Below are 26,673 nucleotides of genomic sequence, written 5' to 3'. Positions count from 1 at the left end.
GTGAATCAGGGGAGCGCACTGTGGCAGACCGGCCGTCTCGCAAGACACCGAAGATCAACGAGGCCCAGGTGGTGCGCACCGAGCGGCTCACCCCGCACATGGTGCGGGTCGTGCTCGGCGGGGAGTCGCTCGCCGGTTTCACCGCCGGCGAGCACACCGACCACTACATCAAGCTGCTGTTCCCGGCGCCGGGCGTGAGCTACCCCGAGCCCTTCGACATGGAGCGCATCCGCGCCGAGTTCCCGCGCGAGCAGTGGCCCAGCACCCGCGCCTACACGGTGCGCGGCTGGGACGCGGAGCTCCGCGAGCTGTCCGTCGACTTCGTGGTCCACGGCGACGAGGGCCTCGCGGGCCCCTGGGCGGCCCGCGTCGAGCCCGGTGAGACGGTGCGCTTCCTCGGCCCCGGCGGCGGATACGCGCCGGACCCCGCGGCGGACTGGCACCTGCTCGCCGGCGACGAGAGCGCGCTGCCCGCGATCGCGGCGGCCTTGGAGCGCATGCCCGCGGGCGCCGTGGTGCGCGCCTTCGTCGAGGTGAGCGGCCCCGAGGAGGAGCAGAAGATCAGCACCCCGGACGGCACCGCGGTGACGTGGCTGCACCGGGGCGAGGCCCCGGTGGGCTCCACGCTGGTGGACGCCGTGAAGGGCCTGGAGTTCCCGGCCGGCGATGTGCACGCCTTCGTGCACGGCGAGGCGGGCTTCGTGAAGGAGCTGCGTGCCCTGCTGCGCGTCGCGCACCACGTGCCGCGCGAGCGGCTCTCGATCTCGGGCTACTGGCGCCTCGGCCAGGACGACGACGCCTGGCGCGCGGCCAAGCGCGAGTGGAACGAGCAGGTGGAGCGCGAGCAGGAGACCCCGGCGGCCTGAGGCACGTACGACCGAACCACGGCCCCTGAAGGGCGAGACGCGCGAAGACCCCCGGCCGCTGCCCGCCGGGGGTCTCGTGCGTCCGGGCGCGCGGATGAGGAATCCCGGGCTCCAGGCGCCTCCGTGCGGCGGCTCTCCCGCGCCGCGGCCCGGCCGGGTGCGGGTGACACTGAAGTCATGGCAGCCGAGCATCCCGTAGTGACATGACGACACCCGGGGGGCGACCCGTCGTGGCCGACGGCGCGCTCGGAGCCCTCGGCCGTGCCTGACCTGCCCTCTCCCCCGCCCCACCCACCCGCACAGTGAAGGACACCGCTCATGGAGACCGTCACTCTCAACAACGGCGTCGAGATGCCGCTCCTCGGCTTCGGCGTCTACCAGATCCCCGCCGAGGACACCGAGCGCGCCGTCTCCGAGGCGCTGGCTACCGGCTACCGCCTGCTGGACACGGCCGCCGCCTACGGCAACGAGGAGGCCGTCGGCCGAGCCATCACGTCGAGCGGGGTTCCGCGCGGGGACCTGTTCGTCACGACCAAGCTGTGGGTGCAGGACGCCCCCGCCGAGGAGAACACCAGGCGCGCGTTCGAGACGTCCCTGAACAAGCTGGGCCTCGACCACCTCGACCTGTACCTGATCCACCAGCCCTTCGGCGACGTCTACGGCCAGTGGCGGGCCATGGAGGCGCTGCACCGCGAGGGCACCGCGAAGGCGATCGGCGTCGCCAACTTCTACCCCGACCGGCTGATCGACCTGATCAACAACAACGAGATCACGCCCCAGGTCAACCAGATCGAGACCCATCCGTTCTTCCAGCGCGCCGACTACCAGGAACTCATGGAGCAGCACGGGGTGCGGATCCAGTCCTGGGGCGGCTTCGCCGAGGGCAGGAACGACCTGTTCGGCCAGCCGCTGCTCGCCGAGATCGGCACGGCGCACGGCAAGTCCGTCGCCCAGGTCGTGCTGCGCTGGCTGACCCAGCGCGGTGTCATCGCCATCCCCAAGTCGGTGCGCGCCGAGCGCATGGCCGAGAACTTCGACGTGTTCGACTTCCGGCTCACCGATGAGCAGATGGCCCGGATCGCCACCCTCGACACGGGCGCGTCCCTGTTCTTCGACCATCGCGATCCCGAGATGGTCACCCGGCTGGGCACGCACCGCCTGGAGGACTGAGGCCCCGAACCGGCCCGCAGGACACGGGAGTCGACGGGCGGGCCGTCCGGGCCCGGCCCTCAGGCGGCGCCCGCGATGCGCAGCGCCGCGTCCGCGGTGGCCGCGGCGAAGGCCGGCACCGGGCGGGCGGGCGCCGAGCGGTGGATCAGGATGACGCCCTCGATCAGGCCGAAGACCAGATCCGTACGGAGCGCCACCTCGTCCGCGTCGAGGCCTGCGCAGGACCGTGTCCCCGCGAGCAGCTCCGCGTACGCCGCTTTCAGTTCGGCGCGGTTGCGGTGGAACACCGCGAAGCGTTCGGCCCGCACCTCGGGGAGCAGATACAGCGCCCCGAGGTTGTGGGGCCCGCCGCACAGCAGCTCCACGTCGAAGCGGCACAGCGCGCGCAGCCGGTCCTCGGCGCTGCGTGTGGCGTCGTCGAGGAGCCGCCGCGCCAGGTCGAGGGAGGGGGTGACCGTCGATTCGAGCAGCTCGGCGAGGAGGTCCTCCTTGCCCGCGAAGTAGTGGTACATCGTGGCCTGGCGCAGCCCCGCCCGGTCCGCCACCGCACGGGTCGTGGTCGCGGCGTAACCGTGCAGCGTGAACAACTCGGCTGCCGCGCCGAGCAGTTCGTCGCGCGCGGCAAGACCGCTGTCCGGCCGCTGGACCGCGCGCGGCCGTCCGACCCTTCGTCCCGTAGTGGAGCTCATGCGAACGATCGTCGCACACGGGCCGAAACGCGCCGGGTGGCGCGATTTCGCGCACGAGCGGGCACGGCTGCACGGACAGGCGGCGGCCCCCGTCGACGGGCGGCGGGGGCCGTGGGCGCGAGGACCGGCGGTACGCGAGGCGCGCGTACCGCCGGGCCGTCAGCCGACCGAGCTGTAGGCGACGACGCCGCGCAGCAGGGCGTCGACCGCCTTGCGGGCGTTCTTGGACACCGTGCTGTTCTCGCGCGGAGCGGCGGCCGCGATCTGGCCGAGGACGTCGATGACCTGCTTGCACCAGCGCACGAAGTCACCGGCCGGCATGTCGGCCTCGCGGAGCACTTCGTCGAGGCCCTTGTCGGAGGCCCACTGGTAGGCCGCCCACGCGAAGCCGAAGTCGGGCTCGCGCTGGCCCACGCCCTCCGCCTGGTTGATCTTGTGGTCCTCTTCCAGGGCGTCGAGCCGGCCCCAGATCCGTACCATCTCGCCGAGCGCGGCCTTGGCGGGGCCGGACGGTGTCTTGGGCGCGACCGCGTCGTCGGACTGACGCGCCTCGTATACCAACGCCGATACGCAGGCGGCCAGTTCGGCCGGGCTCAGGCCCTCCCAGACGCGGGCGCGCAGGCATTCGCTGGCCAGCAGGTCGAGCTCGCCGTAGAGCCGGGCGAGGCGCCTGCCGTGCTCGGTGACCTCGTCGTCGCGCAGGTAGTCGAGCTCGGTGAGCAGCGCCACGATCCGGTCGAAGGTGCGCGCGATGGTGTTGGTACGCCCCTCGATGCGCCGCTCCAGCTGCTGGGTGTCGCGCTGGAGGCGGTAGTAGCGCTCGGCCCAGCGGGCGTGGTCCTCGCGCTCGTCGCACCCGTGGCAGGGGTGGGCGCGCAGGGCGGCGCGCAGCCGGGTGATCTCGCGGTCGTCGGCTGCCTCGGAGCGGGCCTTGCGGTGCCGCTCGGGGACGATGTGCCCGGCCTTGGTGCGCAGCGCGGACGCCAGGTCCCGGCGGGACTGCGGCGAGCGCGCGTTGAACGACTTCGGGACCCGCATCCGCTCCAGGGCCTCCACCGGAACCGGGAAGTCCATCGAGGCGAGCCGCTTGACCTGCCGCTCCGCGGTCAGCACCAGCGGGCGGGGCCCGTCGTGCTGCTCGAAGCCGCGGTGCCCGTTGGTGCGGCCCGCGGGGATTCCCGGGTCGAGGACCAGGGCGAGGCCCGCGAACTTGCCGGTCGGCACGTGGATGATGTCGCCCGGCTTGAGCTTCTCCAGGGAGGCCGCGGCGGCCGCCCGGCGCTGGGCGGCGCCGTGCTTGGCGAGGTCGGTCTCCCGGTCCTTGAGGTCGCGCCGCAGGCGCGCGTACTCCTCGAAGTCGCCCAAGTGGCAGCGCATGCCCTCCCGGTAGCCGTCGAGGCCCTCCTCGTTGCGCTGGACCTGGCGCGAGATGCCCACGACGGACTTGTCGGCCTGGAACTGCGCGAAGGAGGTCTCCAGGAGCTCGCGCGAGCGGTGCCGGCCGAACTGCTGGACCAGGTTGACGGCCATGTTGTACGAGGGCTTGAAGCTGGAGCGCAGCGGATACGTGCGCGTGCCGGCCAGGCCCGCCAGCGCGTCCGGGTCCATGCCGCGCTGCCACAGGACCACCGCGTGGCCCTCGACGTCGATGCCCCGGCGCCCGGCGCGGCCGGTCAGCTGGGTGTACTCGCCGGGGGTGATGTCGGCGTGCTGTTCGCCGTTCCACTTGACGAGCTTCTCCAACACCACCGACCGGGCGGGCATGTTGATGCCGAGGGCGAGGGTCTCGGTGGCGAACACGGCCTTGACCAGGCCGCGTACGAACAGCTCCTCGACGACCTCCTTGAAGGTTGGCAGCATGCCGGCGTGGTGGGCGGCGATGCCGCGCTCCAGGCCTTCGAGCCACTCGTAGTAGCCGAGGACGTGCAGGTCCTCGCCGGGGATGGAGGCGGTGCGCTCCTCGACGATCTCGCGGACCTTCTGGCGGCCCTCCTCGTCGTTGAGCCGCAGCCCCGCGTACATGCACTGCTGGACCGCGGCCTGGCAGGCGGCGCGGCTGAAGATGAAGGTGATGGCCGGCAACAGGCCTTCGGCGTCGAGCCGTTCGATGACTTCGGGGCGGCCCGGTGTCCAGATCCGGGAGCGCGAGCGGCGCTCCCGCTCGCGGTCGGCCTCGCGCACCATCTTGCCGCGGCGCCGGTCGCGCGGGTTGTACGTCTTCTGGTTCTCCAGGCGCGCCATGCGCAGCAGGTCGGGGTTGACCTCGCGCCGTGCGGTGCCCCGGCCGCCGTGGTCGGACTCCTCCTCGAAGAGGTCGTACATCCGGCGCCCGGCCATGACGTGCTGCCACAGCGGCACGGGCCGGTGCTCGGAGACGATCACTTCGGTGTCGCCGCGGACGGTGTCGAGCCAGTCGCCGAACTCCTCCGCGTTGGAGACCGTCGCCGACAGGGAGACCAGGGTGACGGAGTCCGGGAGGTGGATGATCACCTCTTCCCAAACGGCGCCGCGGAAGCGGTCGGAGAGGTAGTGCACCTCGTCCATCACCACATAGCCGAGGCCCCTCAGCGCCTGGGAGCCCGCGTACAGCATGTTGCGGAGCACCTCGGTGGTCATGACGACCACGGGCGCGTCCGCGTTGACGCTGTTGTCGCCGGTGAGCAGGCCGACCTTGTCGGCGCCGTAACGGCGCGCCAGGTCGGCGTACTTCTGGTTGGACAGCGCCTTGATGGGCGTCGTGTAGAAGCATTTGCGGCCCTGCCCCAGGGCCAGGTGCACGGCGAACTCGCCGACGATGGTCTTGCCCGAGCCGGTGGGGGCCGCGACGAGCACGCCCTTTCCGGCTTCGAGGGCCTGGCAGGCCTCGATCTGGAAGGGGTCCAGATCGAAGTCGTACAGGTCACGGAAGGGTGCGAGCGCGGTGGCCTGCTCGGCGGCGCGGAGCCGGGCAGCTGCGTACGCTTCGGCTGGTGAGAGGTCCTCTGTCATCTTGTCTTCGAGCCTACCCGCCGCCTCTGACAGAGGTCGCGATCTTTATTGGAGGCCTGGTGCCGCGGCCTTCCGGCCGGGCGCCGGTACCGGAGCCAATACCCGTACCGCGGCGCGTACACACTCCGCGGTGATCGGGAGCGGGCCGAGCGGCTCGCCGTCGGCGTAGCCCGTGATGCCGGGGGCCGCGAGCGTGATCGAGGCGGCGCGGTAGGAACGGACCACGGGATGGTCGAGGTGGGTGCCCTTGTAGACGCGCGGGAAGACCTTGAGGAGGGTCGTGCGTGAGCAGTCCCCGACGACCGTGACGTCGAAGAGCCCGTCGGTGAGGTCGGCGTCGGCGCAGATGCGCATGCCGCCTCCGTAGGAGGTGGAGTTCCCGACCGCGATGAGGGTCGCCTCGATCTCGCGGGTCTCGCCGTCGTCGAGGGTGACCTTGTACGGGACGGGCCTGAACGCGGCCAGTTCGGCGATCATCGCGAGGTCGTACTTGAAACGGCCGCCGGGCAGGCGCATGCGGTTGCCGCGGTCGTTGACCTTGGAGTCGAAGCCGGAGGCGAGGACGGTGGCGAACCACCGGTCGCCGGTCCGGCCCAGGTCGATCTCCGCGGCCCGCCCGTCCGCGAGGGCCCTCGCGGCCACTTCGCCGGCCTTCGCCGGGTCGCGTACGGGCAGGCCGAGGGCGCGCGCGAAGTCGTTGCCGGTGCCGGCGGCGATCACGCCGAGCGGGGTGGTGGTGCCGGCGACGGCCTGGAGGGCCAGGTTGACCATGCCGTCGCCGCCGACGGTGACGAGCGCCCCGGTGCCTCCCTCGACGGCGCGGCGGGCCCGGCGCAGCGCGTCGCCCGCGTCCTCGCCGAGGACGGTGCGCACCGAGAATCCCGCGGCCCGCAACGCCGAAGCGGCCGGTTGCGCGGCGTGCGCGCCCCGGCCGCGTCCCGCGGTGGGATTGACGAAGAGGGTGATCTCGCTGGTCACCCGCCGGACCTTACAAGCTCCGGCGATCACGTCAAGGGTCAGGTGACGTCGTCGTAGCCGGAGAGCTTGCTCCCGCGTCCGCCGTCGGACTGCTCGGGCAGTGCGGGGGGCGAGGTCACCGGCTCGATGGCGCCGACGGCCTCGGGGGTGAGGTCGAGGTCGGACGCCTCGTCGTCGGCGGGCCCGGACTCGGCGCGCTCCTTGCGTCGCTTGTCGTTCACCATCGAGATGCCGACGGCGACGAAGTACAGGGCGACGATCGGGGCGGCGAGCGAGAGCATCGAGACCGGGTCGACGGTCGGCGTGGCGAACGCCGCGAAGACCGTGACGCCCATGATCATTCCGCGCCACCAGCCCAGCATCCGGCGGCCGGTGAGAATGCCGCTGAAGTTGAGCATGACGAGGAACAGCGGCAGCTCGAAGGAGAGGCCGAAGACGATGATCATGCGGGTGACGAGGTCGATGAGCTCGTTCAGCGGCAGGAGGTTGGCCACGCCCGCGGGCGTGAAGCCAAGGAGCACCTCGGCCGCGGCCGGCAGCACGTGGTACGAGAACCAGCCGCCTGCCACGAAGAGCGGGAAGCCCGCCGCGACGAAGCTCAGCGAGTACCGCTTCTCGTGCTTGTGCAGACCGGGCGCGACGAACGCCCACAGCTGGTAGAGCCAGACCGGGCTGGCCGCGACGACACCCGTCACCAGGGACACCTTGATCATCAGCGTGAACGGCCCCATGAGGCCGGACATCGTGATGTTGCCGCAGACCTTCGCACCGTCCTTCGCGGTGAGCTCGGTGAACGGCACCGTGCAGTCCACGGCCTCCTTGATCGGCTTGGTGATCAGTTCGGCGATGTCCTTGTAGTAGAACGCCGCCACGATCGCGCAGACCAGGATGGCCAGAACCGCCTTCGCGAGCCGGTTGCGCAGCTCACGAAGGTGGTCCGAGAGCGGCATCCGCCCCTCGGGGTCCCTCTGTTGATTGCGGGCAGACTTGAGCAACCCACGTCCTCATCTCGTGCGGCAGGTCGCTCTGTTCACACCGGTGGTGATCAGCGCCTGCTGGGGCCCGGTGTCAGCGCTTGGTGGTGTCCGTCGGCTCGGCCACCGGGCGAGCGCTGCTCACGTCGCCGGGCGCCGACTGGATGGTGCGCTGGGCCGGCGGCTGCTCGCCCGGGGTGGGCGGGTCGGCCGGGGCCTGACCGTCGGACTTCATGGCCTTGGCCTCACTCTTGAGGATGCGGGCCGACTTGCCGAGCGACCGCGCCATGTCCGGGAGCTTCTTCGCGCCGAACAGCAGGACGACGACGATGAGGATGAGAATGATCTCGGGGGCGCCGAGCCTTCCGAACATAAGCGTTTACCTTCTCACCGAGGCTGCGGGGTTGGGGGTGCGTGGACGCCGGACCGGTGTCCGGACGCCTTACGTGCAGCGATCGTAACGCGCAAGGGTGAACGCTGGGCAATCCCCGTGCGCACTCCCGTTTGCGGACCGCGCCTCGTCAGCTGGACCGCTTTGTGCAGCGTACCGTCCCGAAACGGGCGACATCGGGGCGCACTGTTCATCCCAGCGTTTCCCCCGCGCCCGCGAGGTCCACGGCGGCCCGCTCCAGGTCTTCGGCGGCGCGGTTGATCCGCTCTGTGGTGTCGGCCACCTGGCGGCCGAGCCGCTGCGCCTCGACGAACACCTTGACGGCGAGGACCCCGAGGACGGCGATCCCGAGGAACCCGAGGGCGATGGCGGTCATCGGCCAGAACATGGATGCGGATCCCGGAGGTCTAGACGGTGGAGTGGAGCCGGAGGGTGCGGACCCCGCCGCCGGTGAGGAGCTCGATGATGCGCTCCCCGGCCGGCTTGCGCACGGCCGAGCCGCACTCGGGGCAGGTGAAGGAGTAGAAGGTGGTGCGGCGGCTCGCGCCGATCGCGAGGCGGAAGGCGGGGGCGCCGAGCTCGAAACGCGCTCGGCACTCCGGGCAGGCCGCCTTGAAGAGCACCGGGATCACGGGACGGGAAATACCGGGCAATACCGACATGTTCCGCACTCTCCTCAGCTCCGGTGGTCGGGCGTGGGCTGGTCCTCGTATCCCGCGAGCGCCTCGGTGGCCGCGCGCCGCGCGCTGTCGGCGAGGTCGTGCGGCGTGACGATCCGGCCGTCCTGGCCGAGCCGCAGCGCGAGCCGGCGGAGCGAGGCGGGATCGGGCGTGCGCAGCGAGATCCGCAAGCCCCCGTCGGGCAGCTCCTCGGCGCTGTCGTGCGGGTAGTACTCGGCCACCCAGCGCCCGCCGGGACCGACCTCGACGACGACCTCGGGGTCCTCCGCCGACGGCTGGACCAGGCCCTCCGACAGGTCGCGCAGCTCCAGCTCGGGCGGCGCGGACACCTCGTCGAGCAGGCGGATCTCGGCGACCCGGTCGAGGCGGAAGGTGCGCCGCGCCTCGGAGAGGCGGCACCACGCCTCCATGTAGGTGTGGCCGACGGCGAAGAGCCGGATCGGGTCGACCTCGCGCTCGGTGAGCTCGTCGCGCGCGGGCGAGTAGTACTTCACCCACAGGCGGCGGCGCTCGGAGATCGCCCGGTCCACCTCGGCGAAGACACCGCCCTCGGATTCGAAGGTGACCGAGAGCCGGGAGCTGGCGCCGGCGGCCTCACCGGCCGCGGCCTCCAGCTTGGCGGTGGCGCGCAGCAGCGCCTGCCGGTCGCCCTCGCGCAGGCCCGGCAGGGTGGAGACGGCGCGGGCGGCGACGAGCAGCGCGGTCGCCTCGTCGGCGGCGAGCCTCAGCGGCGCCGCGACGTCGTCCGGGTTGTGCCACCAGATGCGGTCGCCGTCGGTGTCGATGTCCAGGAGGTCGCCGCCGCGGAAACTGGTGCCGCACATGGGCAGCACGTCGAGGTCGGAGATGAGCTCGTCCTCGGTGATCCCGAAGGCGCGGGCGACGTCCGCGACATGGGCGCCGGGGCGCTCGCGCAGATAGGTCACCAGCGACAGCATCCGCCGCGTCTGGTCGATGGCATTGGCAGCCATGGTCGTACGGTCCCCCTCAGCCCTTGGCCACGGCGCGCAGCCGTTCCATCACGTCGGCCCGCAGATCGGCGGGTTCCAGCACGACCACGTCGGGGCCGAACTCCACGAGGTGGGCGTCGAGCCCGTGCCCGTACGGAATCTCCAACTCGTCCCAGCCGTCACCGAGTTCCCGCGCCGAGGTGGCCCGGGAGCGCAGCGGGTAGCCGGCCCCGGCGCGCAGCCGGATCCGCGCCGAGCGGGTCGCGGTCTCGCCCGCCCAGGTCTCGACGGTCTCGCGCACGGTGACCACGTCGGGCACCGGCGCGGTGAAGGCGCCGGCACGGGAGCGGACGCGGCCCGAGATGCGGCTGAGCCGGAAGACCCGCTCGGCGCCCCGGTCACGGTCCCAGCCCGCCAGGTACCAGTGGCCCCGCCAGCACTCCAGGCCCCAGGGCTCGACGTGGCGCTCCTCGGGGCGTACGGCGGTGACCTTGCGGTAGTCGAAGACGACCGTACGGCGGTCGCGGCAGGCCAGCATCAGCGGTTCGAAGGCGGTCTCGTGGACCGGGATGCGCGGCTCGATCGTGCTGTGCTCGTACGGATTGTCGGCCTCCGGCATGCCGGCGGCGCGCAGCTTCTGGAGTGCGCCGCTGGCCGCTCCCGCGAGCCGGGCCTGCTGCCAGACGCGGGCGGCGAGCCCGAGGGCCGCGGCCTCCTCGGCGTCGAGCTGGACCGGCGGGAGGCGGTTGCTGTCGCGGCGGGCGAGGTAGCCGGTCTCGCCGTCGAGGTTCTCGACGGTCTCGATCACCAGGCCGAGTTCCCGCAGATCGTCCTTGTCCCGCTCGAACATCCGGTTGAAGGAGTCGTCGGAACCGGCCTCCAGATAGGCCTCGATGGACTCGCGCAGCTCCCGCTTGCTGAGTGCCCGCCGTGTCCCGAGCAGACACAGCGCCAGGTTCATCAGCCGCTCGGCCTTGGCAATCGCCATCGATGCCCTACGCCCTCTCTCATTGTGCGCTACGACCGTTGACCGTACCGCTCCGGGCTGTCCGGACAAAAGCCGAGGGTCCATGCCCGCAGGCATGGACCCTCGCTCCGATCAGGTCCGATCGCTCAGGACCGATCGTGTGTCCCTCAGACGGAGACCAGGTCGCAGACGAAGATCAGCGTCTCGCCCGGGGCAATGGCACCGCCGGCGCCGCGGTCGCCGTAGGCGAGGTGGGCCGGGATGGTCAGCCGGCGACGGCCGCCGACCTTCATGCCCTGGATGCCCTGGTCCCAGCCGGAGATGACCTGGCCGGCACCGAGCTGGAACTGCAGCGGGGTGCCGCGGTTCCAGGAGGCGTCGAACTCCTCGCCGGTGGAGAACGCCACGCCCACGTAGTGGACCTTGACGGCGTCGCCCTCCTTGGCGACGGCGCCGTCGCCCTCCCAGATGTCCTTGATCTCCAGGTCCTTCGGCGGCTCGCCACCGGGGAAGTCGACCTCGGGCTTGTCGATGCTCACGTAATGCTCCTACTGATCGCTATGGGCAACCGGAACAGTCTTACATTGCTCCGAGGATGTCCACGACGAAGACCAGGGTCGAGTTGGCGGGGATGTCCGCGCCCTGGGCCTTGTCCTTGTAGCCCTGCTCCGGCGGAATGACGAGCAGCACACGGCTGCCGACCTTCTTGCCGACGAGGCCCTTGTCCCAGCCCTCGATGACCTGGCCCTGACCGATCGTGGTCGAGAACGGCGCACCGGTCTTCCACGACGAGTCGAACAGCTTCGCCTGTGCCTGGCCCTCGTTGGGCTTCCAGGTGGCGCCGCTGTACTGCATGTAGACGGTCTGGCCGCTCTTGACCTCGGGGCCCTTGCCCTCGATGAGGACCTTGTCGACGAGGGTCTTCGGCGGGTCGTTCTTCGGGACGGAGATCGTGGCGGCCTCTTCCTTGTCCGCCTTGATCTGCGGCAGGTCCGAGGGGATGGACGCCTGGGTGCCGTCGACCTTCTTCGGCATCACGCTGTCGACGTCGAGGACGAAGACCAGGGTGTCGGTGCCGCTCACGCCGAGCTCCTGCTTGCCGGCCGCGCCGAACGCGGCGGACGGCGGGGCGACGACCAGGACGCGGGCGCCGACCTTCTGCCCGAGCACCGCCTCGCTGAACGCGGGGATGTACGTCTGCGAGCCGGCCGGGATGACCTGGGGCACGCCGCCCTTGTCGTACGAGCCGGCGAGGTCCTTGCCGCTCTTCCAGATCTTCCCGGTGTACTTGGTCACCGCGAGGTCGTCCTTCTTGACCTCCGCGCCGGTGCCCGGGGTCAGCGTCTTGACGACGAACTTCCCGCTCGGGTCGCCCTTGGGGATGGTGATCGTGGGCTTCTTCTCCGCGTCACCCGCGACGGTGGGCATCGGCGATGCGTCGGACACCGGCTTGGGGGCGGCGGCGGGCTGCGACGGCTGCGCGGAGGGGGAAGCGGACGCGTCCTTCTTCTTCGCTGCGTCGTCACCTCCTCCGCAGGCCGCGGTGAGCATCAAGGCCGGCACGATGAGCGCGGCAGCAAGTCGGCGTCGCACAGTGGTCCTCGGGGGTAGCTGGAACGGTCGGAGCGGCCACTCTACGGCCCTCGTCGGCCACCACAAGGGTCCGGCATGCCCGGGGGCCCCGTGCGCCACAGCGCGCGGGGCCCCCGGATCACCGGTGCTGATGTGCCCTCACATACCGGCGATCAGCTTCTCCACCCGGTCGTCCACCGACCGGAACGGGTCCTTGCACAACACGGTGCGCTGCGCCTGGTCGTTGAGCTTCAGATGCACCCAGTCGACGGTGAAGTCACGGCGCTGCTCCTGGGCGCGGCGGATGAAGTCGCCGCGCAGCCGGGCCCGAGTGGTCTGCGGGGGCACCGACTTGCCCTCGAAGATCTTCAGGTCGTTGCAGATCCGCGCCGCCTGGCCCTTGCGCTCCAGGAGGTAGTACAGACCGCGCCGACGGTGGATGTCGTGGTAGGCGAGGTCTATCTGCGCGACCCTCGGGTGCGACATGGTCATGTTGTTCTTCGCCCGGTACCGCTCGATGAGCTGGTACTTCATGACCCAGTCGATCTCGGTGCCGATCCGGTCGAGGTCCTCGGCCTCGATCGCGTCCAGGGTGCGGCCCCACAGTTCGAGGACCTGGGCGACGGTGCCGGTGCGGATGCCGCGGTGCTCCACGAAGTCCACGGCCTTCTCGTAGTACTCGCGCTGCACTTCGAGGGCGGACGCCTCGCGCCCGCTGGCCAGCCGCACCTTGCGCTGACCGGTGATGTCGTGGGAGACCTCGCGGATGGCCCGGATCGGGTTCTCCAGGGTGAGGTCGCGCATGACGGTACCGGCCTCGATCATGCGCAGCACCAGGTCGGTGGCGCCGACCTTGAGCAGCATCGTCGTCTCCGACATGTTGGAGTCGCCGACGATGACGTGCAGGCGCCGGTAGCGCTCGGCGTCGGCGTGCGGCTCGTCCCGGGTGTTGATGATCGGACGCGAGCGGGTGGTGGCGGAGCTGACGCCCTCCCAGATGTGCTCGGCGCGCTGGCTGACGCAGTAGACCGCGCCGCGCGGGGTCTGGAGCACCTTGCCGGCGCCGCAGATCAGCTGGCGCGTGACGAGGAACGGGATGAGGATGTCCGCGAGCCGCGAGAACTCCCCGTGCCGGGCCACCAGATAGTTCTCGTGGCAGCCGTAGGAGTTTCCCGCCGAGTCGGTGTTGTTCTTGAAGAGATAGACGTCGCCCGCGATTCCCTCCTCGTGCAGGCGGCGTTCGGCGTCGACGAGCAGGCCTTCGAGAATGCGCTCACCGGCTTTGTCGTGCGTGACCAGTTCGGTCACGTTGTCGCATTCGGGAGTTGCGTATTCCGGATGCGATCCCACGTCGAGGTAGAGGCGGGCGCCGTTCCGCAGAAAGACGTTGCTACTGCGGCCCCATGACACAACACGGCGGAAGAGGTAGCGCGCCACTTCGTCAGGAGACAGTCGGCGCTGTCCCCTGAACGTGCACGTGACGCCGTACTCGTTCTCCAGCCCGAAAATGCGGCGGTCCATGAGTGAACATTACGCCTGATGGCCTGAGCTGAAACCGGGTTCGACGGCACGGTTTCGATCATTTTCGTCAACCCCGGCGACATCACGCCGAAACACCGGAGCCGCCAGGACCTTCTGGGTCGCGAGCAACACCACCAGAGCCGCTGCTCCGCCGCATCCGGCGACCGCGAAACCCGCTCCCGTCCCGCCGAGTTCGACCGCCGGGCCCGCCGCAGCCGTGCCGATCGCGGTGCCGACGCCGAACGCCGTCACCAGCCAGGAGAACGCCTCGGTGACCGTGCCGCGCGGGGCGTGGCGGTCGACGACGATGAACGCGCAGGCGATGGAGGGCGCGAGGAAGACGCCGGAGACGACGGTGAGGGCGGCCATCAGGGGCACCCCGGGGACCAGCGCCAGCGGGAGGTAGCCGACGGCGAGCAGGGCGACCAGGATCCGGAGCCGCTTCTCCGGGGCGCCGCTCCACTGCCGGGAGCCGTAGGCGAGGCCGCCGAGGAGGGCGCCGAGCCCGTTGGCCGCCATCAGCCAGCCGTAGACGGTGTCGCTTCCGTGGTCGTCCGCGTAGGCGGACGCGGCCACGATGATGGCGCCGAGCGCGAGGCCCACGAAGAAGAACGCGCCGAGCAGGGCGAGCAGCCCCGGGGAGCGCAGTGCGCCCAGCCAGTGCGCCTCGCGCGGCGCCGAGCGCCAGCTCCGCGACGGTTCGGACAGGACGACGCTGAGCGCGCCGACGACGCCGAGCGCGTTGATCAGCACCAGGGCGGTCGCGGGCGACCAGAGCGCGATGCAGACGGTGATGAGCAGCGGGCCGACGGTGAACATCACCTCCTGGGCTATCGCGTCCATGGCGTACGCCGTGTGCACCTGGTCCTCGCGCTTGAGGACGCTGGGCCACAGCGCGCGCAGCCCGCCCTCCAGGGGCGGCGTGGTGACGCCGGCCACGAGGACGGCCGCGTACGCGAGGGCCACCGGCTCGATGCCGACGACCGCGAGCAGGACCATGCCGAGGGCCGCCGCCGCGGAGGCGGGGAGCATCACGCGCGGCTGTCCGTACAGGTCGACGGCGCGCCCGAGCAGGGGCTGGCCTACGGCGGTGGCCACGCCGTACACGGCGGTCAGGGCGCCCGCCAGGGAGTAGCTGCCGCCTTCGGCCCGTACGAAGAAGACGATCGCGATGGAGGCGGTCGCATTGGGCAGCCGGCCGGTGAGGGTGCCCGTGAGCAGCCGTGCGGCATGCCGGGTCCGAAGGATCTCCGCGTATCCCGCCGCCATGGCCACTCCTTAAGTGTTACGTATAACGTCCGAGGTCATACGTACCATGTGGCGCATGGGCGGGTCCACCCCGCGCACGCCGACCAGCCGTTCTGGAGGACCCGTGACAAGGCCGGAAGCAGCCGCCCCCGAACCGCGGGAGCCCGCCCCTGTGGCGGCCCGCGCGGGGGTGCGTGCCGCCCGCGCCGCGATGGCGGGCCGTCCTGCCGGGTCCCGCCCCACCAGCAGGGACGTGGCGGGCGCGGCCGGGGTGTCGCAGGCCACCGTCTCGCTCGTCCTGGGCGACAAGTGGCGCGGCCGGGTCTCCGAGCGCACCGCGGGCCTCGTCCGGCAGGCCGCGCACGAGCTGGGCTACCGCCCCAACCTCGCCGCCCGCAGCCTCCGGCTCGGCCGCACCCGCACGGCGCTCCTCGTGGTGCCCGCCATGACCAGCGAGTTCTTCGCCCAGGTGTACGCGGGCGCCGCGAAGGTCGCCGCCCAGCACGGCTTCGGCGTGGTGCTCTACCCCTCCCCCGAGGGCATCGGCCCCGCCCGCGACCCCTTCGACTCCGCCCGCACCGCGCTGGACGGGGTCATCGCCTCCTCCATGGCGGCCGGCGCGCTCGCCTCCATCCGCGGCAGCGACCTGCCGCTGGTGATGCTCGACAGCGATCCCGCCGAACCCGGCCCCGCCGCTCATGTGAACCTCGACATCGCCGACGGAGTACGGCGCCTGACGGAGCATCTGCTCGGGCTCGGACACCGCCGGTTCGCGCACGTCGCCGCCGACGTGGACTCCTGGACCTTCGTCGTGCGTGCCCGCGCCCTTGCCGAGACCCTCGCCCGCGTGCCCGGCGCCCAGCTGGACACGCACCGCGCGGAACTCGGCGTGGACGGCGGCCGACGGGCCGCCGAAGAGGCCCTGCGCTCCCCCCGCCCCCGCCCCACCGCACTCGTCTGCGACGACGACGTGCTCGCCGCGGGCGCCTGCAAGGCGGCCCACCGGCTCGGCCTGCGGATCCCCGACGACGTGTCCGTCACCGGCTTCGACGGTCTGACCCTCGCCACCGCCCTCGAACCGGAGCTGACCACCCTCACCCTCCCCGCCGAGCAGGTCGGAGCGCGCGGCATGGCGGCGCTGCTCGCCGTCCTGGAAGGCCGCGAGCCCGAGACCGGAGACCTGCCCGTCTCCCTCGCCGTACGGGGCTCGACGGCGGCGCCCCGGCCCGCCTGAGGCGGAACCGGGGCGCGTGGGTGGAGCCGGGGTGCGGGAGAAGGCGGCGGACTACTCGTCCTCCGTCTCCTCCAGGTCCGAAGGGGCCTCCGTGGGCTCCGTCTTAGCCACGTCGGCCTGGAGCAGACGGGAGAGCTGACGGCCCACGATGCGCTTGAACTTGCGCTGCTGGGGCCGCGTCCGGTCGAGGACCGCGACTTCGAGGCGCTCCGCGGGGATCTCCCGGTCGGTGCCGTTGGTCTGGTTCGACAGGGCCTGGACCGCCAGCATCAGCGCCTCGGCGAGCGACATGCCGTCCTGATGGCGCTGGTCGAGGAAGGTGCTGATCTGTTCGGAGTTGCCGCCGACCGCGACCGAGCCGTGCTCGTCCACGATCGAGCCGTCGTGCGGCAGCCGGTAGATCTGGTCCTCTTCGGGGGTGCTGCCGACCTCCGCGACGACCAGCTCCACCTCGTACGGCTTCTCGCCGACGCTGGAGAAGATGGTGCCCAGCGTCTGCGCGTAGACGTTGGCGAGCCCACGGGCCGTCACATCGTCGCGGTCGTAGGTGTATCCGCGCAGATCCGCGTAGCGGACGCCACCGATGCGGAGGTTCTCGTACTCGTTGTACTTGCCGGCCGCCGCGAAGCCGATCCGGTCGTAGATCTCGCTGAACTTGTGCAGGGCGCGGGACGGGTTCTCGCCGACGAACACGATGCCGTCGGCGTACTGGATCACAACCAGGCTGCGACCGCGGGCGATGCCCTTGCGGGCGTACTCCGCACGGTCGGCCATGGCCTGCTGGGGTGAGACATAGAACGGGGTCGACACCGGCTAACCGTCCCTTTCTGTCAGTGGCTGAGTCATCTCGGGGCCTGCGCGGGCCTCAGAGGAGGGAGGCCCGGGGGCCGTCGGGCTGCTCCAGCCGCCGTGCCAGGACGGAGCCGGCCAGCTCGGAGGACTCCGCGTCGGTGAGCCTGCGGAAGCCGTCCTCGGTGATGACCGTGACGATCGGGAAGATCCGGCGCGCCATGTCCGGGCCACCCGTCGCCGAGTCGTCGTCGGCGGCGTCGTAGAGCGCCTGGATGACCAGAGTGGTCGTCTCGTGCTCCGTCAGGTCCTCGCGGTAGAGCTTCTTCATGGAGCCCCGCGCGAAGATCGAGCCGGATCCGGTGGCGGCGAAGCCGTGCTCCTCGGAGCGGCCGCCGGTCACGTCGTAGGAGAAGATGCGGCCCTTCTCGCGGTCGAGGTCGTACCCCGCGAAGAGCGGGACCACGGCGAGGCCCTGCATGGCCATGCCGAGGTTGCCGCGGATCATCGTGGAGAGCCGGTTGGCCTTGCCCTCCAGGGAGAGCGTGGTGCCCTCGACCTTCTCGAAGTGTTCGAGCTCCAGCTGGAAGAGCTTGACCATCTCCACGGCGAGGCCCGCGGTGCCCGCGATGCCGACCGCCGAGTACTCGTCGGCCGGGAACACCTTCTCGATGTCGCGCTGGGCGATCATGTTGCCCATCGTGGCCCGCCGGTCACCGGCCAGGACGACACCGCCGGGGAAGCCGGCCGCGACGATGGTCGTGCCGTGCGGCGCCTCGATGTGGCCCTGCACAGGAGGCATGACGCGCTTTCCGGGCAGCATCTCCGGCGAGTGGTCGGAGAGGAAGTCCATGAATGAGGAGGAGCCGGGCGTCAGGAAGGCAGCTGGTAGACGCCCGGTGCCACGAGTGTTGGCTTCCACGAGTTTCCTTCCAAGTAGACGGCAGCGCGACGGACGGTGTCGGGATCGTCTCCCAACTTGCCGATGGCCGAATTGCAGTTGAAGCAGCGTGTGCCCCGGACCCTACCCGTCCACGGGCGGTGATCCACATGAATGACGGGAGCAGAAGGAGCGAATGCGCGAAGGCCTTCCGCGGTGTGCGTGCCGGGAATGCGCGGCCCCGTACCCGGCCGCGCATGACCGGCATCCGCGAAGCGGACATATCCGCTATTGGCCGCCTTTTTGAACAAAAGACCGCACGAAGTCCTCGGCGTTCTCCTCGAGGACGTCATCGATTTCGTCCAGTACGGAGTCCACGTCGTCGGAGAGCTTTTCCTGTCGCTCCTTGAGGTCCTCCGAAGCCTGCGCGTCCTGCGCCTGCTCCTCGACCTCCTCGGTGGAGCGCGTCGCCTTCTGCTGGCCGCCGCCGGTGTCCTTGGTCGCCATCTACCTCACCCCGCTCGGTTCGATGTCCTTGATCAGACCCTACAAGCCGGGTCCGACATCGGCCCCGCACTTCCGTGGAACGCGTGGGGCCTACCACTGTGTTTCCCACACCCGCGGGCTTTCAGCCGCCCGAGAGCACCCGCACCAGATCTTCGGCCGTCCGGCACCGGTCGAGCAGCGCCTTGACGTGATTACGCGTTCCGCGTAGGGGCTCCAGGGTTGGCACCCGCTGGAGCGAGTCCCGGCCCGGCAGGTCGAAGATGACCGAGTCCCAGGAGGCCGCCGCGACGTCGTCCGCGTACTGCTCCAGGCAGCGGCCGCGGAAGTAGGCCCTGGTGTCCTCCGGGGGCTCCGTCTGAGCCCGCAGCACACCCCGGTCGTCCAGGAGGCGCTTCATCTTCCCGCGGGCCACCAGACGGTTGTACAGGCCCTTCTCGGGCCGTACGTCGGCGTACTGGAGGTCCACGAGGTGCAGCCGCGCAGCGTCCCACTCCAGGCCGTCGCGGCGCCGGTAGCCCTCCATCAGCTCGCGCTTGGCGATCCAGTCGAGCTCGCCCGACAGGCTCATCGGGTCGTTCTCCAGCCGGTTCAGCACGTCCTCCCAGCGGACCAGGACGTCCTTGGTCTGCTCGTCGGCATCGGCCCCGTACCGCTCGTCGACGTACTTGCGGGCCAGCTCGAAGTACTCCATCTGGAGCTGGACCGCCGTCAGGGTGCGGCCGCTGCGCAGCGTGACGAGCTGTCGCAGACCGGGGTCGTGCGAGACCTGGTGGAGGGTGCGGACCGGCTGGTCAACGGCCAGGTCGACGTTGATGAACCCTTCCTCGATCATGGACAGGACCAGAGAGGTGGTGCCCAGCTTGAGGTAGGTCGAGATCTCCGAGAGGTTGGCGTCGCCGATGATCACGTGCAGGCGGCGGTACTTCTCCGCGTCGGCGTGCGGTTCGTCCCGCGTGTTGATGATGGGCCGCTTGAGGGTGGTCTCCAGGCCGACCTCGACCTCGAAGTAGTCGGCGCGCTGGCTGATCTGGAAGCCGTGCTCGTGGCCGTCCTGACCGATGCCGACCCGGCCGGCGCCGGTGATGACCTGGCGCGAGACGAAGAAGGGCGTCAGGTGGCGCACGATGTCCGAGAAGGCGGTCTCCCGCTTCATCAGGTAGTTCTCGTGCGTGCCGTACGAGGCGCCCTTGTTGTCGGTGTTGTTCTTGTACAGGTGGATCGGCTGGGCGCCCGGGAGCTGGGCGGCGCGCTCGGCGGCCTCGGCCATGATGCGTTCGCCGGCCTTGTCCCACAGCACGGCGTCCCGGGGATTGGTGACCTCCGGCGAGCTGTACTCGGGGTGCGCGTGGTCGACGTAGAGCCGTGCCCCGTTGGTGAGGATGACGTTGGCGAGGCCGATGTCCTCGTCGGTGAGCTGGCTCGAATCGGCGGCCTCGCGGGTGAGGTCGAAGCCTCGGGCGTCCCGCAGCGGGTTCTCCTCCTCGAAGTCCCAGCGGGCGCGGCGCGCCCGGTGCATCGCCGCCGCGTAGGCGTTGACGATCTGGGACGAGGTGAGCATGGCATTGGCGTTGGGATGGCCGGGGACGGAGATCCCGTACTCCGTCTCGATGCCCATTACTCGCCGTACGGTCATGCGGCCCTCCTTGCCCGGCGGCGCTCCCCGCGGGAGCGGCGCTCAAGTACCGCTGGTTCTCCGGTGCGTGTGCGGTGCCCGTCCCCGCACTGCGCGACTAGGCGGTACCGAAGAGCCTAGAACGCCTTTGCGCTGGTGGGGAGATCAATTGCGTCATTGCTCGTGCGCTGTTCGTGGCCTGAAAAACAGTCGGCTGCGGGTGCCCGCCCCGGGCACCCGCAGCCGGCCTGCCTTTTACAGGTATTGACCGGTGTTGGCCACCGTGTCGATGGAACGCCCGGTGTCCGCGCCCTGCTTTCCGGTGACGAGCGTGCGGATGAATACGATCCGTTCGCCCTTCTTTCCGGAAATCCTGGCCCAGTCGTCCGGGTTGGTGGTGTTCGGCAGGTCCTCGTTCTCCTTGAACTCGTCCACACAGGCCTGGAGGAGGTGGGAGATCCGAATACCCTTCTGGTTCTGGTCGAGGAAGGCCTTGATGGCCATCTTCTTGGCCCGGTCCACGATGTTCTGGATCATGGCGCCGGAGTTGAAGTCCTTGAAGTACAGGACTTCCTTGTCGCCGTTGGCGTACGTGACTTCCAGGAAGCGGTTCTCCTCGGACTCCGCGTACATCTGCTCCACCACGGACTGGATCATCGCGTGGGTGGTGCCGTCCGAGTCCCCGCCGTGTTCGGCGAGGTCGTCGGCGTGCAGGGGCAGCGAGGACCTGAGGTACTTGGCGAAGATGTCCTTCGCCGCCTCCGCGTCCGGACGCTCGATCTTGATCTTCACATCGAGCCGGCCGGGCCGCAGGATCGCGGGGTCGATCATGTCCTCGCGGTTGGAGGCACCGATGACGATGACGTTCTCCAGGCCTTCCACGCCGTCGATCTCGGCGAGCAGCTGCGGGACGATGGTGTTCTCCACGTCCGAACTGACACCGGATCCGCGGGTGCGGAAGAGGGATTCCATCTCGTCGAAGAAGACGATGACGGGGGTGCCCTCGCTCGCCTTCTCCCTGGCTCGCTGGAAGACCAGGCGGATGTGCCGCTCGGTCTCACCGACGTACTTGTTGAGGAGCTCGGGGCCCTTGATGTTGAGGAAGTAGCTCTTCCCCGCGGGCTGGCCGGTCACCTCGGCGACCTTCTTGGCAAGGGAGTTGGCGACCGCCTTCGCGATCAGTGTCTTGCCGCATCCCGGCGGACCGTAGAGCAGGATGCCCTTCGGCGGCCGCAGTTCGTGCTCCTTGAAGAGGTCCGGGTAGAGGTAGGGAAGTTCGACCGCGTCGCGGATCAGCTCGATCTGGTTGCCCAGGCCGCCGATCTTGTCGTAGTCGACGTCCGGAACCTCTTCGAGGACGAGCTCCTCGACCTCGCTCTTGGGGACCACTTCGTAGACGTAGCCGGACCTGGGTTCCAGCAGGAGCGCATCGCCGGGGCGGATGGTGATGTCCAGGAGCGGCTCGGCGAGCCTCACCACCCGTTCCTCGTCGGTGTGCCCGACCACCAGGGCGCGCTCGCCGTCCTCAAGGATCTCCTTGAGGGTGACGATGTCCCCGGCGCGCTCGAACTCCATGGCCTCGACCACGTTGAGCGCTTCGTTGAGCATGACTTCCTGGCCGCGCCTCAGTTCGTCGGGTTCGACGCTGGGGCTGACGTTCACCCGGAGCTTGCGGCCCCCGGTGAAGATGTCGACGGTGCCGTCCTCGTTGGACTGCAGGAAGACTCCGAAGCCGGCCGGCGGCTGCGCGAGCCGGTCGACCTCCTCCTTGAGGGCCACGATCTGGTCGCGGGCCTCACGGAGGGTGTTGGCGAGCCGCTCGTTCTGTGCGGACACGCCCGCCAGACTGGTCTGCAGCTCGACGATCCGCTCTTCGAGAATCCTCGTATGACGCGGCGAGTCGGCGAGCTTGCGTCGCAGGACGGCGATTTCCTGCTCTAGATAGGCAACCTGGCCGGCTGGGTCCTCAGACCCCCGCGCGGGCCGGATGCCGCGGTTGTTGTCGTCGTCGTGGGCTGCCACGGTCCTCACCTCCTCCAAGGGGAGCTGGACGCTTCCTGACCCTACCTGGGCTGGTGGTGATTGAAACCCCTAGATCACAAAGACTCTGAGGTGTGTCTGATCTTCACCCTTGCGCTCTCCCTCACGTCAGGGGAATACCCACCCATCAACATCGGAAAGCCGGCGGTTGTTATCGTCGATGGAGTCAACACCCGTCAGGGCTGGCATCGATTGATTCATTCGCGCAGGAACGGCAGGCACATGAACGAGGCTCTCGAAGTCTGGATCGACCAGGACCTGTGCACCGGCGACGGCATCTGTGTCCAGTACGCCCCCGAGGTCTTCGAGCTGGACATCGACGGGCTTGCGTATGTGAAGAGCTCCGACGACGAGTTGCTGCAGACGCCGAAGGCCACGACGCCGGTGCCGCTGCCGCTGCTCCAGGACGTCGTGGACTCCGCGAAGGAGTGCCCCGGCGACTGCATCCACGTGCGCCGGGTTTCGGACAGCGTCGAGGTGTACGGGCCCGACGCCGAGTAGGCGCGGGGCGCGCGGACGCCGGGCGGGCCGGGCTTCCGGGCCCGCCCGGGTTCAGGCGCCGATGGCCTCGGCGCCGGTGGAGCGGACGAACTTCCCCGCTCGCCAGCGCCATTTGACCTCTTGGCGCACGTCCGGCGCGTAGCGCGGCACGTCGTCCGACGAGTAGCCGAGCAGCGTCGCCGCGACCGCGCCGTCACGCACCGCGAAGTCGGTGACGCTCTGCCTGTCCTCGGGGTTCACCAGGGTCGCCACCACGCGCGGCGGGGCTCCCTTCACAGCCGGCCGGGTCAGGACGTAGACCCCGCTGGGCGGGGTGCCGCCGCCGGCGTTGCAGTGCACGATCGCGACGGTTTCCGGGACGCCGTCGCCGTCGAGGTCGCCCGAGGCCTTCTTCTCCACCACGGTGCCGAGGTTCCCGCAGTCGAGCGGGAAGGTGACGCTCGCGGGGTCGGGGGCGGGGGCGGCCACGGTGGTGAGCGGGGCGCCGTGCCCGCCGGACGTCTGGGACGCCTTGGCCGGATCCGGCGTCAGAAACCCGGCGAGGGCGACCACGGCGGCCATCGCGGTGGCGGTGGCGACCCAGTGCACGGGGCGGGCGTGGGTGTGCGCGAGCTCAGGGACGGCGGCATTCTGCACGCGGGAGGTCTCCTGTGGAGGGCGGTGCGGGCGGTGGGGGGTGGCCAGCATCGTGCCACACGTCACATGTGGGCGGAATACCAGGGCTACAGGCTCAACGCGAAGGCGCCGCCGCCGAGTTCCCGTGTCGGTCCGGGAACTCGGCGGCGGCGCCGGTTCGTTGTACGAGGCCCAGCCTCAGAACTGGGTCAGTCCTTGTTGGGGCCCTCGTAGTCGTCGCCGTAGGCGCCCTTGGCGGGGCGGCGGCGGCGCATGGGCGGCTCCACACCGTCCGCGAGGCGGCGGGCGGTGACGAGGAAGCCGGTGTGGCCGATCATCCGGTGGTCCGGGCGGACGGCCAGGCCCTCGACGTGCCAGTTGCGGATCATCGATTCCCACGGCTGGGGCTCGGCGAAGCAGCCGATCTCGCGGATGGACTCGACGGTGCGCGACAGCTGGGTGGTGGTCGCCACGTAGCAGCACAGGATGCCGCCGGGCACGAGCGCCTTGGAGACGGCGTCCAGGCACTCCCAGGGGGCGAGCATGTCGAGGATCACACGGTCGACGTCGGTGTCCGACAGGTTGTCCTGGAGGTCGCCCACGGTGAGCTGCCAGGCGGGGTGCGGGCCGCCGAAGTAGCGCTCCACGTTCTGCGTGGCGATCTCGGCGAAGTCCTCGCGGCGCTCGTAGGAGTGCAGCATGCCGTGGTCGCCGATGGCGCGCAGCAGGAAGGCGCTGAGGGAGCCGGAGCCGACCCCGGCCTCGACGACGCGGGCGCCGGCGAAGATGTCGGCGAAGGCCAGGATCTGCCCCGCGTCCTTGGGGTAGACCACGGCGGCACCGCGGGGCATGGACAGGACGAAGTCGGGGAGCAGGGGGCGCAGCGCGAGGTAGGCGACGTTTCCCGTGGTACGGACAACACTGCCCTCGGGAGCACCGATCAGCTCGTCGTGCGGGAAGGAACCCTTGTGGGTGTGGAAATTCTTCCCGGCTTCGAGCGTGAACGTGTAGTGGCGTCCCTTGGGGTCGGTGAGCTGGACCTGGTCCCCGACCTTGAAGGGCCCGCGACGGCGGGCGGCACCGGTCGGTTCGGACATACGACCAGAGTACCGGCCGTTCCAGGTCTCGAACGCCACGTCCGCGGCGGCCCGGGGGTCAGGAGCCGGGCCGCGCCATGGCGGCCACGAAGGCCTTCTCGACGTCGGCCGCGGAGAGCACTCCGTAGATCTCGCCGGTCTCCTCGATCACGAGGTACTCGGTGGCGGGCGTGGCCCGGAGCAGGTCGAGCAGCGGCTCCCCCGCGAGCTCGGCGGGGACGCGCATGCCGTCGGTGAGCTCCTGGGCGAGGCCGCTGACGGCGACCCAGGGGCGGCGGTGCTCGGGCACGCCGACGATGGCGGCCTCGCGGACCAGGCCGGTGGGGTCGCCGTGTCCGTCGACGACGACCAGGGCGCGGGCGCCCGATTCGTTGGCGCGGCGCAGCGCCTCGGAGAGCGGCGTGGTGGATTCGACGGGGACCGCGCGGCGGGTCAGGGTGCGGGCGCGCAGCTCCGGCAGGTGTTCGCGCAGCCGGGCCATGCGCAGGCTGTTGCCGGCGCCGGTCCAGATGATCGCGGCGAGGATGGCGGCGAGCAGCGCGTCGGTGACGGTGTCCATGCCGCTGACCTGGTCGGGCGAATTGCCGAGCGCTCCGGTCTGGGTGAGCAGCGGCAGGCCGATGAGGACGGTGACGGCGAGGGCGCGGCCGACCCAGGCGGCGGCGACGGTGCCGCTCATGGGCCTGCCGGTGATCTTCCAGACGACGGCGCGGAGCATCCGGCCGCCGTCGAGGGGCAGACCGGGCAGGAGGTTGAAGCCGGCGACGATGAGGTTGGAGACCATCAGTCCGGCGAGGAGCACGCCGGGGACGGTGCCGGGTTCGACGGCCTTCATGCCGAGGTAGAAGAGGCCGGACAGGACGAGCGAGAGCAGCGGGCCGACGAAGGCGAGGACGAATTCGCGGCCGGGTGTCTCGGTCTCCTTCTCGATCTCGGAGACGCCGCCGAAGAACTGGAGCTGGATGCGGCGCACCGGCAGCCTGAAGCGGAGCGCGGCGACGGTGTGGGCGAGCTCGTGGACCAGGACCGACGCGTAGAACGCCACGGCGAAGAAGAGGGAGACGAGGTAGCGGGCCGCGCCCAGTTCGGGCAGGACGCGGTCGAGCTGGCCGCCGAAGACCCAGGTGATGAGGGCGGCGACCAGGAACCAGCTGGGGGCGACATAGACGGGCACGCCGAAGGGACGGCCCATCAGGAGACCGCCGCCGGGGCCGGGGCGCGGCTGCTTGCCCTTGTTGGAGCCCGTGCCGGGTTTGCCGTCCTCCGCGCCGGACCGCGGCCGTCCGCGCTTGCCGCTTTCGCCGCTGTCTTCCACGGGTTCCCTTCGTCGGTACGATGTCTGCCCTGGGAATGTGCCCCGGGGCACCGGCCGGACTCTCTTCGTCCGCCGCGTGTTCGCCGCATGGTGCGATACCACGATCATGCAGGGTGAGGGCACCTGTCGTCGATGGTATTCCGCTCGCTGTCAGTGGCGGGTCGTAGGGTCTGAGTCATGAGTACGAGCACGGGTGGGGCCGCGGCGGCCCAGCAGCCCACATCGCTGTCGCCGTCGCGGGCGAACGATTTCATGCAGTGCCCGCTGCTGTACCGGTTCCGGGTGATCGACCGGCTGCCGGAGAAGCCGAGCGAGGCCGCCACCCGGGGCACCCTGGTGCACGCGGTCCTGGAGCGGCTCTTCGACGATCCCGCGGCCGAGCGCACCGCGCCGCGCGCCAAGTCGATGATCCCCGGGCAGTGGGACCGGCTGCTGGAGGCGAAGCCCGAGCTGACCGAGTTGTTCGCCGAGGACACCGAGGGCGAGCGGCTCGCGAAGTGGCTGGGCGAGGCCGAGCGGCTCGTCGAGCGCTGGTTCTCACTGGAGGACCCCACCCGCCTCGAGCCGGTGGAGCGGGAGTTCTTCGTCGAGACGGAGCTGGACTCGGGGCTGCGCCTGCGCGGGGTCATCGACCGGGTCGACGTGGCGCCCACCGGCGAGGTGCGGATCGTCGACTACAAGACGGGCAAGGCGCCCCGCCCGCAGTACGCGGAGGGCGCGCTCTTCCAGATGAAGTTCTACGCCCTGGTGGTGTGGCGCCTGAAGCAGGTGGTGCCGCGCCGGCTCCAGCTGGTCTACCTCGGCAGCGGTGACGTGCTGACGTACGACCCGGTCGAGGCGGATCTGGTGCAGGTGGAGCGGAAGCTGCTCGCGCTGTGGGAGGCGATCCGCCTCGCGACGGAGACGGGCGACTGGCGGCCGCGGCCGACCAAGCTGTGCGGCTGGTGCGACCACCAGGCGGTCTGCCCCGAATTCGGCGGGACTCCCCCGGTATACCCGCTGTCCATCGTCGCGGTCACCGATTCGGCAGGCTGAGTCCAGCCGCTTCCGGGCGTCGCCGGTCCGCTTCCCCGGGTGCCCCGGGGCATG

Annotated in this window: 26 protein-coding genes and 1 pseudogene; 5 read left to right on the top strand and 22 right to left on the bottom strand. The window is 70.5% G+C overall.

What is annotated here, in order from left to right; translation table 11 throughout:
• The first annotated feature begins 20 nt into the window (after positions 1-20).
• Both OOJ98_RS09185 and OOJ98_RS09180 read left to right on the top strand, forming a co-directional pair.
• Positions 21-866: a siderophore-interacting protein gene (locus OOJ98_RS09185; protein ID WP_267054129.1), complete on the top strand. Its 846-nt coding sequence runs from the start codon at positions 21-23 to the stop codon at positions 864-866.
• Positions 867-1,184: 318 nt separating this feature from the next.
• Positions 1,185-2,036: an aldo/keto reductase gene (locus OOJ98_RS09180; RefSeq protein WP_267054128.1), complete on the top strand. Its 852-nt coding sequence runs from the start codon at positions 1,185-1,187 to the stop codon at positions 2,034-2,036.
• A 59-nt stretch (positions 2,037-2,095) separates the two neighbouring features.
• Here the strand turns inward: OOJ98_RS09180 and OOJ98_RS09175 are convergent, their stop codons facing one another.
• From OOJ98_RS09175 to OOJ98_RS09115, 13 genes are all read right to left on the bottom strand, one after another.
• A complete protein-coding gene (locus OOJ98_RS09175) occupies positions 2,096-2,725 on the bottom strand; it encodes a TetR/AcrR family transcriptional regulator (RefSeq protein WP_267054127.1) in 630 nt (209 codons plus the stop codon).
• Between the two features lie 159 nt (positions 2,726-2,884).
• Positions 2,885-5,713, bottom strand: coding sequence for an RNA helicase (locus OOJ98_RS09170; protein WP_267054126.1), 2,829 nt, complete (start codon positions 5,711-5,713; stop codon positions 2,885-2,887).
• A 45-nt stretch (positions 5,714-5,758) separates the two neighbouring features.
• Positions 5,759-6,691, bottom strand: coding sequence for a diacylglycerol kinase (locus tag OOJ98_RS09165; RefSeq protein WP_267054125.1), 933 nt, complete (start codon positions 6,689-6,691; stop codon positions 5,759-5,761).
• A 38-nt stretch (positions 6,692-6,729) separates the two neighbouring features.
• Positions 6,730-7,686: a twin-arginine translocase subunit TatC gene (gene tatC, locus OOJ98_RS09160; protein WP_267054124.1), complete on the bottom strand. Its 957-nt coding sequence runs from the start codon at positions 7,684-7,686 to the stop codon at positions 6,730-6,732.
• Between the two features lie 73 nt (positions 7,687-7,759).
• Entirely contained in the window at positions 7,760-8,038 is a 279-nt protein-coding gene (gene tatA, locus OOJ98_RS09155) for a Sec-independent protein translocase subunit TatA (RefSeq protein WP_267054123.1), read from the bottom strand.
• A gap of 208 nt (positions 8,039-8,246) precedes the next feature.
• Entirely contained in the window at positions 8,247-8,444 is a 198-nt protein-coding gene (locus OOJ98_RS09150; protein ID WP_267054122.1) for a hypothetical protein, read from the bottom strand.
• Positions 8,445-8,463: 19 nt separating this feature from the next.
• On the bottom strand, positions 8,464-8,718 hold the full coding sequence (locus OOJ98_RS09145) for a hypothetical protein (RefSeq protein ID WP_267054121.1): 255 nt from the start codon (positions 8,716-8,718) through the stop codon (positions 8,464-8,466).
• Positions 8,719-8,732: 14 nt separating this feature from the next.
• Positions 8,733-9,707 (bottom strand): YafY family protein, encoded by a 975-nt coding sequence (locus OOJ98_RS09140; protein ID WP_267054120.1) that lies wholly within the window; start codon positions 9,705-9,707, stop codon positions 8,733-8,735.
• Between the two features lie 16 nt (positions 9,708-9,723).
• Complete coding sequence (locus OOJ98_RS09135; protein ID WP_267054119.1) at positions 9,724-10,674, bottom strand: YafY family protein; 951 nt, start codon at positions 10,672-10,674, stop codon at positions 9,724-9,726.
• A 146-nt stretch (positions 10,675-10,820) separates the two neighbouring features.
• Positions 10,821-11,192, bottom strand: coding sequence for an FKBP-type peptidyl-prolyl cis-trans isomerase (locus OOJ98_RS09130; RefSeq protein ID WP_267054118.1), 372 nt, complete (start codon positions 11,190-11,192; stop codon positions 10,821-10,823).
• Positions 11,193-11,232: 40 nt separating this feature from the next.
• Positions 11,233-12,246, bottom strand: coding sequence for an FKBP-type peptidyl-prolyl cis-trans isomerase (locus OOJ98_RS09125; protein WP_267054117.1), 1,014 nt, complete (start codon positions 12,244-12,246; stop codon positions 11,233-11,235).
• A 138-nt stretch (positions 12,247-12,384) separates the two neighbouring features.
• Positions 12,385-13,746 carry a Pup--protein ligase gene (pafA, locus tag OOJ98_RS09120; protein WP_267054116.1) on the bottom strand — a complete coding sequence of 454 codons (1,362 nt, stop codon included), beginning with the start codon at positions 13,744-13,746 and terminating at the stop codon, positions 12,385-12,387.
• Between the two features lie 9 nt (positions 13,747-13,755).
• On the bottom strand, positions 13,756-15,015 hold the full coding sequence (locus OOJ98_RS09115) for an MFS transporter (protein WP_267054115.1): 1,260 nt from the start codon (positions 15,013-15,015) through the stop codon (positions 13,756-13,758).
• Positions 15,016-15,205: 190 nt separating this feature from the next.
• On the opposite strand from OOJ98_RS09115, the gene OOJ98_RS09110 reads away from it, so the two are divergent.
• A complete protein-coding gene (locus tag OOJ98_RS09110) occupies positions 15,206-16,228 on the top strand; it encodes a LacI family DNA-binding transcriptional regulator (protein ID WP_267055571.1) in 1,023 nt (340 codons plus the stop codon).
• Between the two features lie 51 nt (positions 16,229-16,279).
• Here OOJ98_RS09110 and prcA read toward each other — a convergent pair whose 3' ends face one another.
• The 6 genes and pseudogenes from prcA to arc form a co-directional block, all read right to left on the bottom strand.
• Positions 16,280-17,038, bottom strand: a complete 759-nt coding sequence (gene prcA / locus OOJ98_RS09105) for a proteasome subunit alpha (RefSeq protein ID WP_267054114.1) — start codon at positions 17,036-17,038, stop codon at positions 16,280-16,282.
• A gap of 55 nt (positions 17,039-17,093) precedes the next feature.
• On the bottom strand, positions 17,094-17,939 hold the full coding sequence (gene prcB / locus OOJ98_RS09100; RefSeq protein ID WP_267054113.1) for a proteasome subunit beta: 846 nt from the start codon (positions 17,937-17,939) through the stop codon (positions 17,094-17,096).
• A pseudogene (locus OOJ98_RS09095) lies at positions 17,891-18,082 on the bottom strand (endonuclease domain-containing protein); the annotation flags it as partial. The gene prcB and the pseudogene OOJ98_RS09095, both read right to left, overlap by 49 nt.
• A 103-nt stretch (positions 18,083-18,185) precedes the next feature.
• The gene (locus OOJ98_RS09090; protein ID WP_016325855.1) at positions 18,186-18,404 is read right to left on the bottom strand and encodes a ubiquitin-like protein Pup; all 219 of its coding nucleotides are present in this window, start codon (positions 18,402-18,404) and stop codon (positions 18,186-18,188) included.
• 121 nt (positions 18,405-18,525) lie between these two features.
• A complete protein-coding gene (dop, locus tag OOJ98_RS09085) occupies positions 18,526-20,037 on the bottom strand; it encodes a depupylase/deamidase Dop (RefSeq protein WP_267054112.1) in 1,512 nt (503 codons plus the stop codon).
• Between the two features lie 234 nt (positions 20,038-20,271).
• Entirely contained in the window at positions 20,272-22,038 is a 1,767-nt protein-coding gene (arc, locus tag OOJ98_RS09080) for a proteasome ATPase (protein ID WP_267054111.1), read from the bottom strand.
• A gap of 240 nt (positions 22,039-22,278) precedes the next feature.
• On the opposite strand from arc, the gene OOJ98_RS09075 reads away from it, so the two are divergent.
• Positions 22,279-22,557 (top strand): ferredoxin, encoded by a 279-nt coding sequence (locus tag OOJ98_RS09075; RefSeq protein ID WP_267054110.1) that lies wholly within the window; start codon positions 22,279-22,281, stop codon positions 22,555-22,557.
• 51 nt (positions 22,558-22,608) lie between these two features.
• Here OOJ98_RS09075 and OOJ98_RS09070 read toward each other — a convergent pair whose 3' ends face one another.
• The 3 genes from OOJ98_RS09070 to OOJ98_RS09060 all read right to left on the bottom strand — a co-directional run bounded on the left by OOJ98_RS09070 (position 22,609) and on the right by OOJ98_RS09060 (position 25,584).
• Positions 22,609-23,193 carry a hypothetical protein gene (locus OOJ98_RS09070; RefSeq protein WP_267054109.1) on the bottom strand — a complete coding sequence of 195 codons (585 nt, stop codon included), beginning with the start codon at positions 23,191-23,193 and terminating at the stop codon, positions 22,609-22,611.
• 188 nt (positions 23,194-23,381) lie between these two features.
• Positions 23,382-24,269: a tRNA (adenine-N1)-methyltransferase gene (locus OOJ98_RS09065; RefSeq protein WP_053723500.1), complete on the bottom strand. Its 888-nt coding sequence runs from the start codon at positions 24,267-24,269 to the stop codon at positions 23,382-23,384.
• Between the two features lie 58 nt (positions 24,270-24,327).
• A complete protein-coding gene (locus OOJ98_RS09060) occupies positions 24,328-25,584 on the bottom strand; it encodes a site-2 protease family protein (RefSeq protein ID WP_267054108.1) in 1,257 nt (418 codons plus the stop codon).
• Between the two features lie 177 nt (positions 25,585-25,761).
• Between OOJ98_RS09060 and OOJ98_RS09055 the strand changes: the two genes are divergently transcribed.
• Positions 25,762-26,619 carry a RecB family exonuclease gene (locus OOJ98_RS09055; RefSeq protein WP_267054107.1) on the top strand — a complete coding sequence of 286 codons (858 nt, stop codon included), beginning with the start codon at positions 25,762-25,764 and terminating at the stop codon, positions 26,617-26,619.
• The last annotated feature ends 54 nt before the right edge of the window (positions 26,620-26,673 follow it).

This window comes from Streptomyces sp. NBC_00083 (genome assembly GCF_026343295.1).
Taxonomy (GTDB): Bacteria; Actinomycetota; Actinomycetes; order Streptomycetales; family Streptomycetaceae; genus Streptomyces.
Note: the sequence above shows the minus strand (reverse complement) of the source record. Positions and strands in the feature narration are given on the sequence as shown.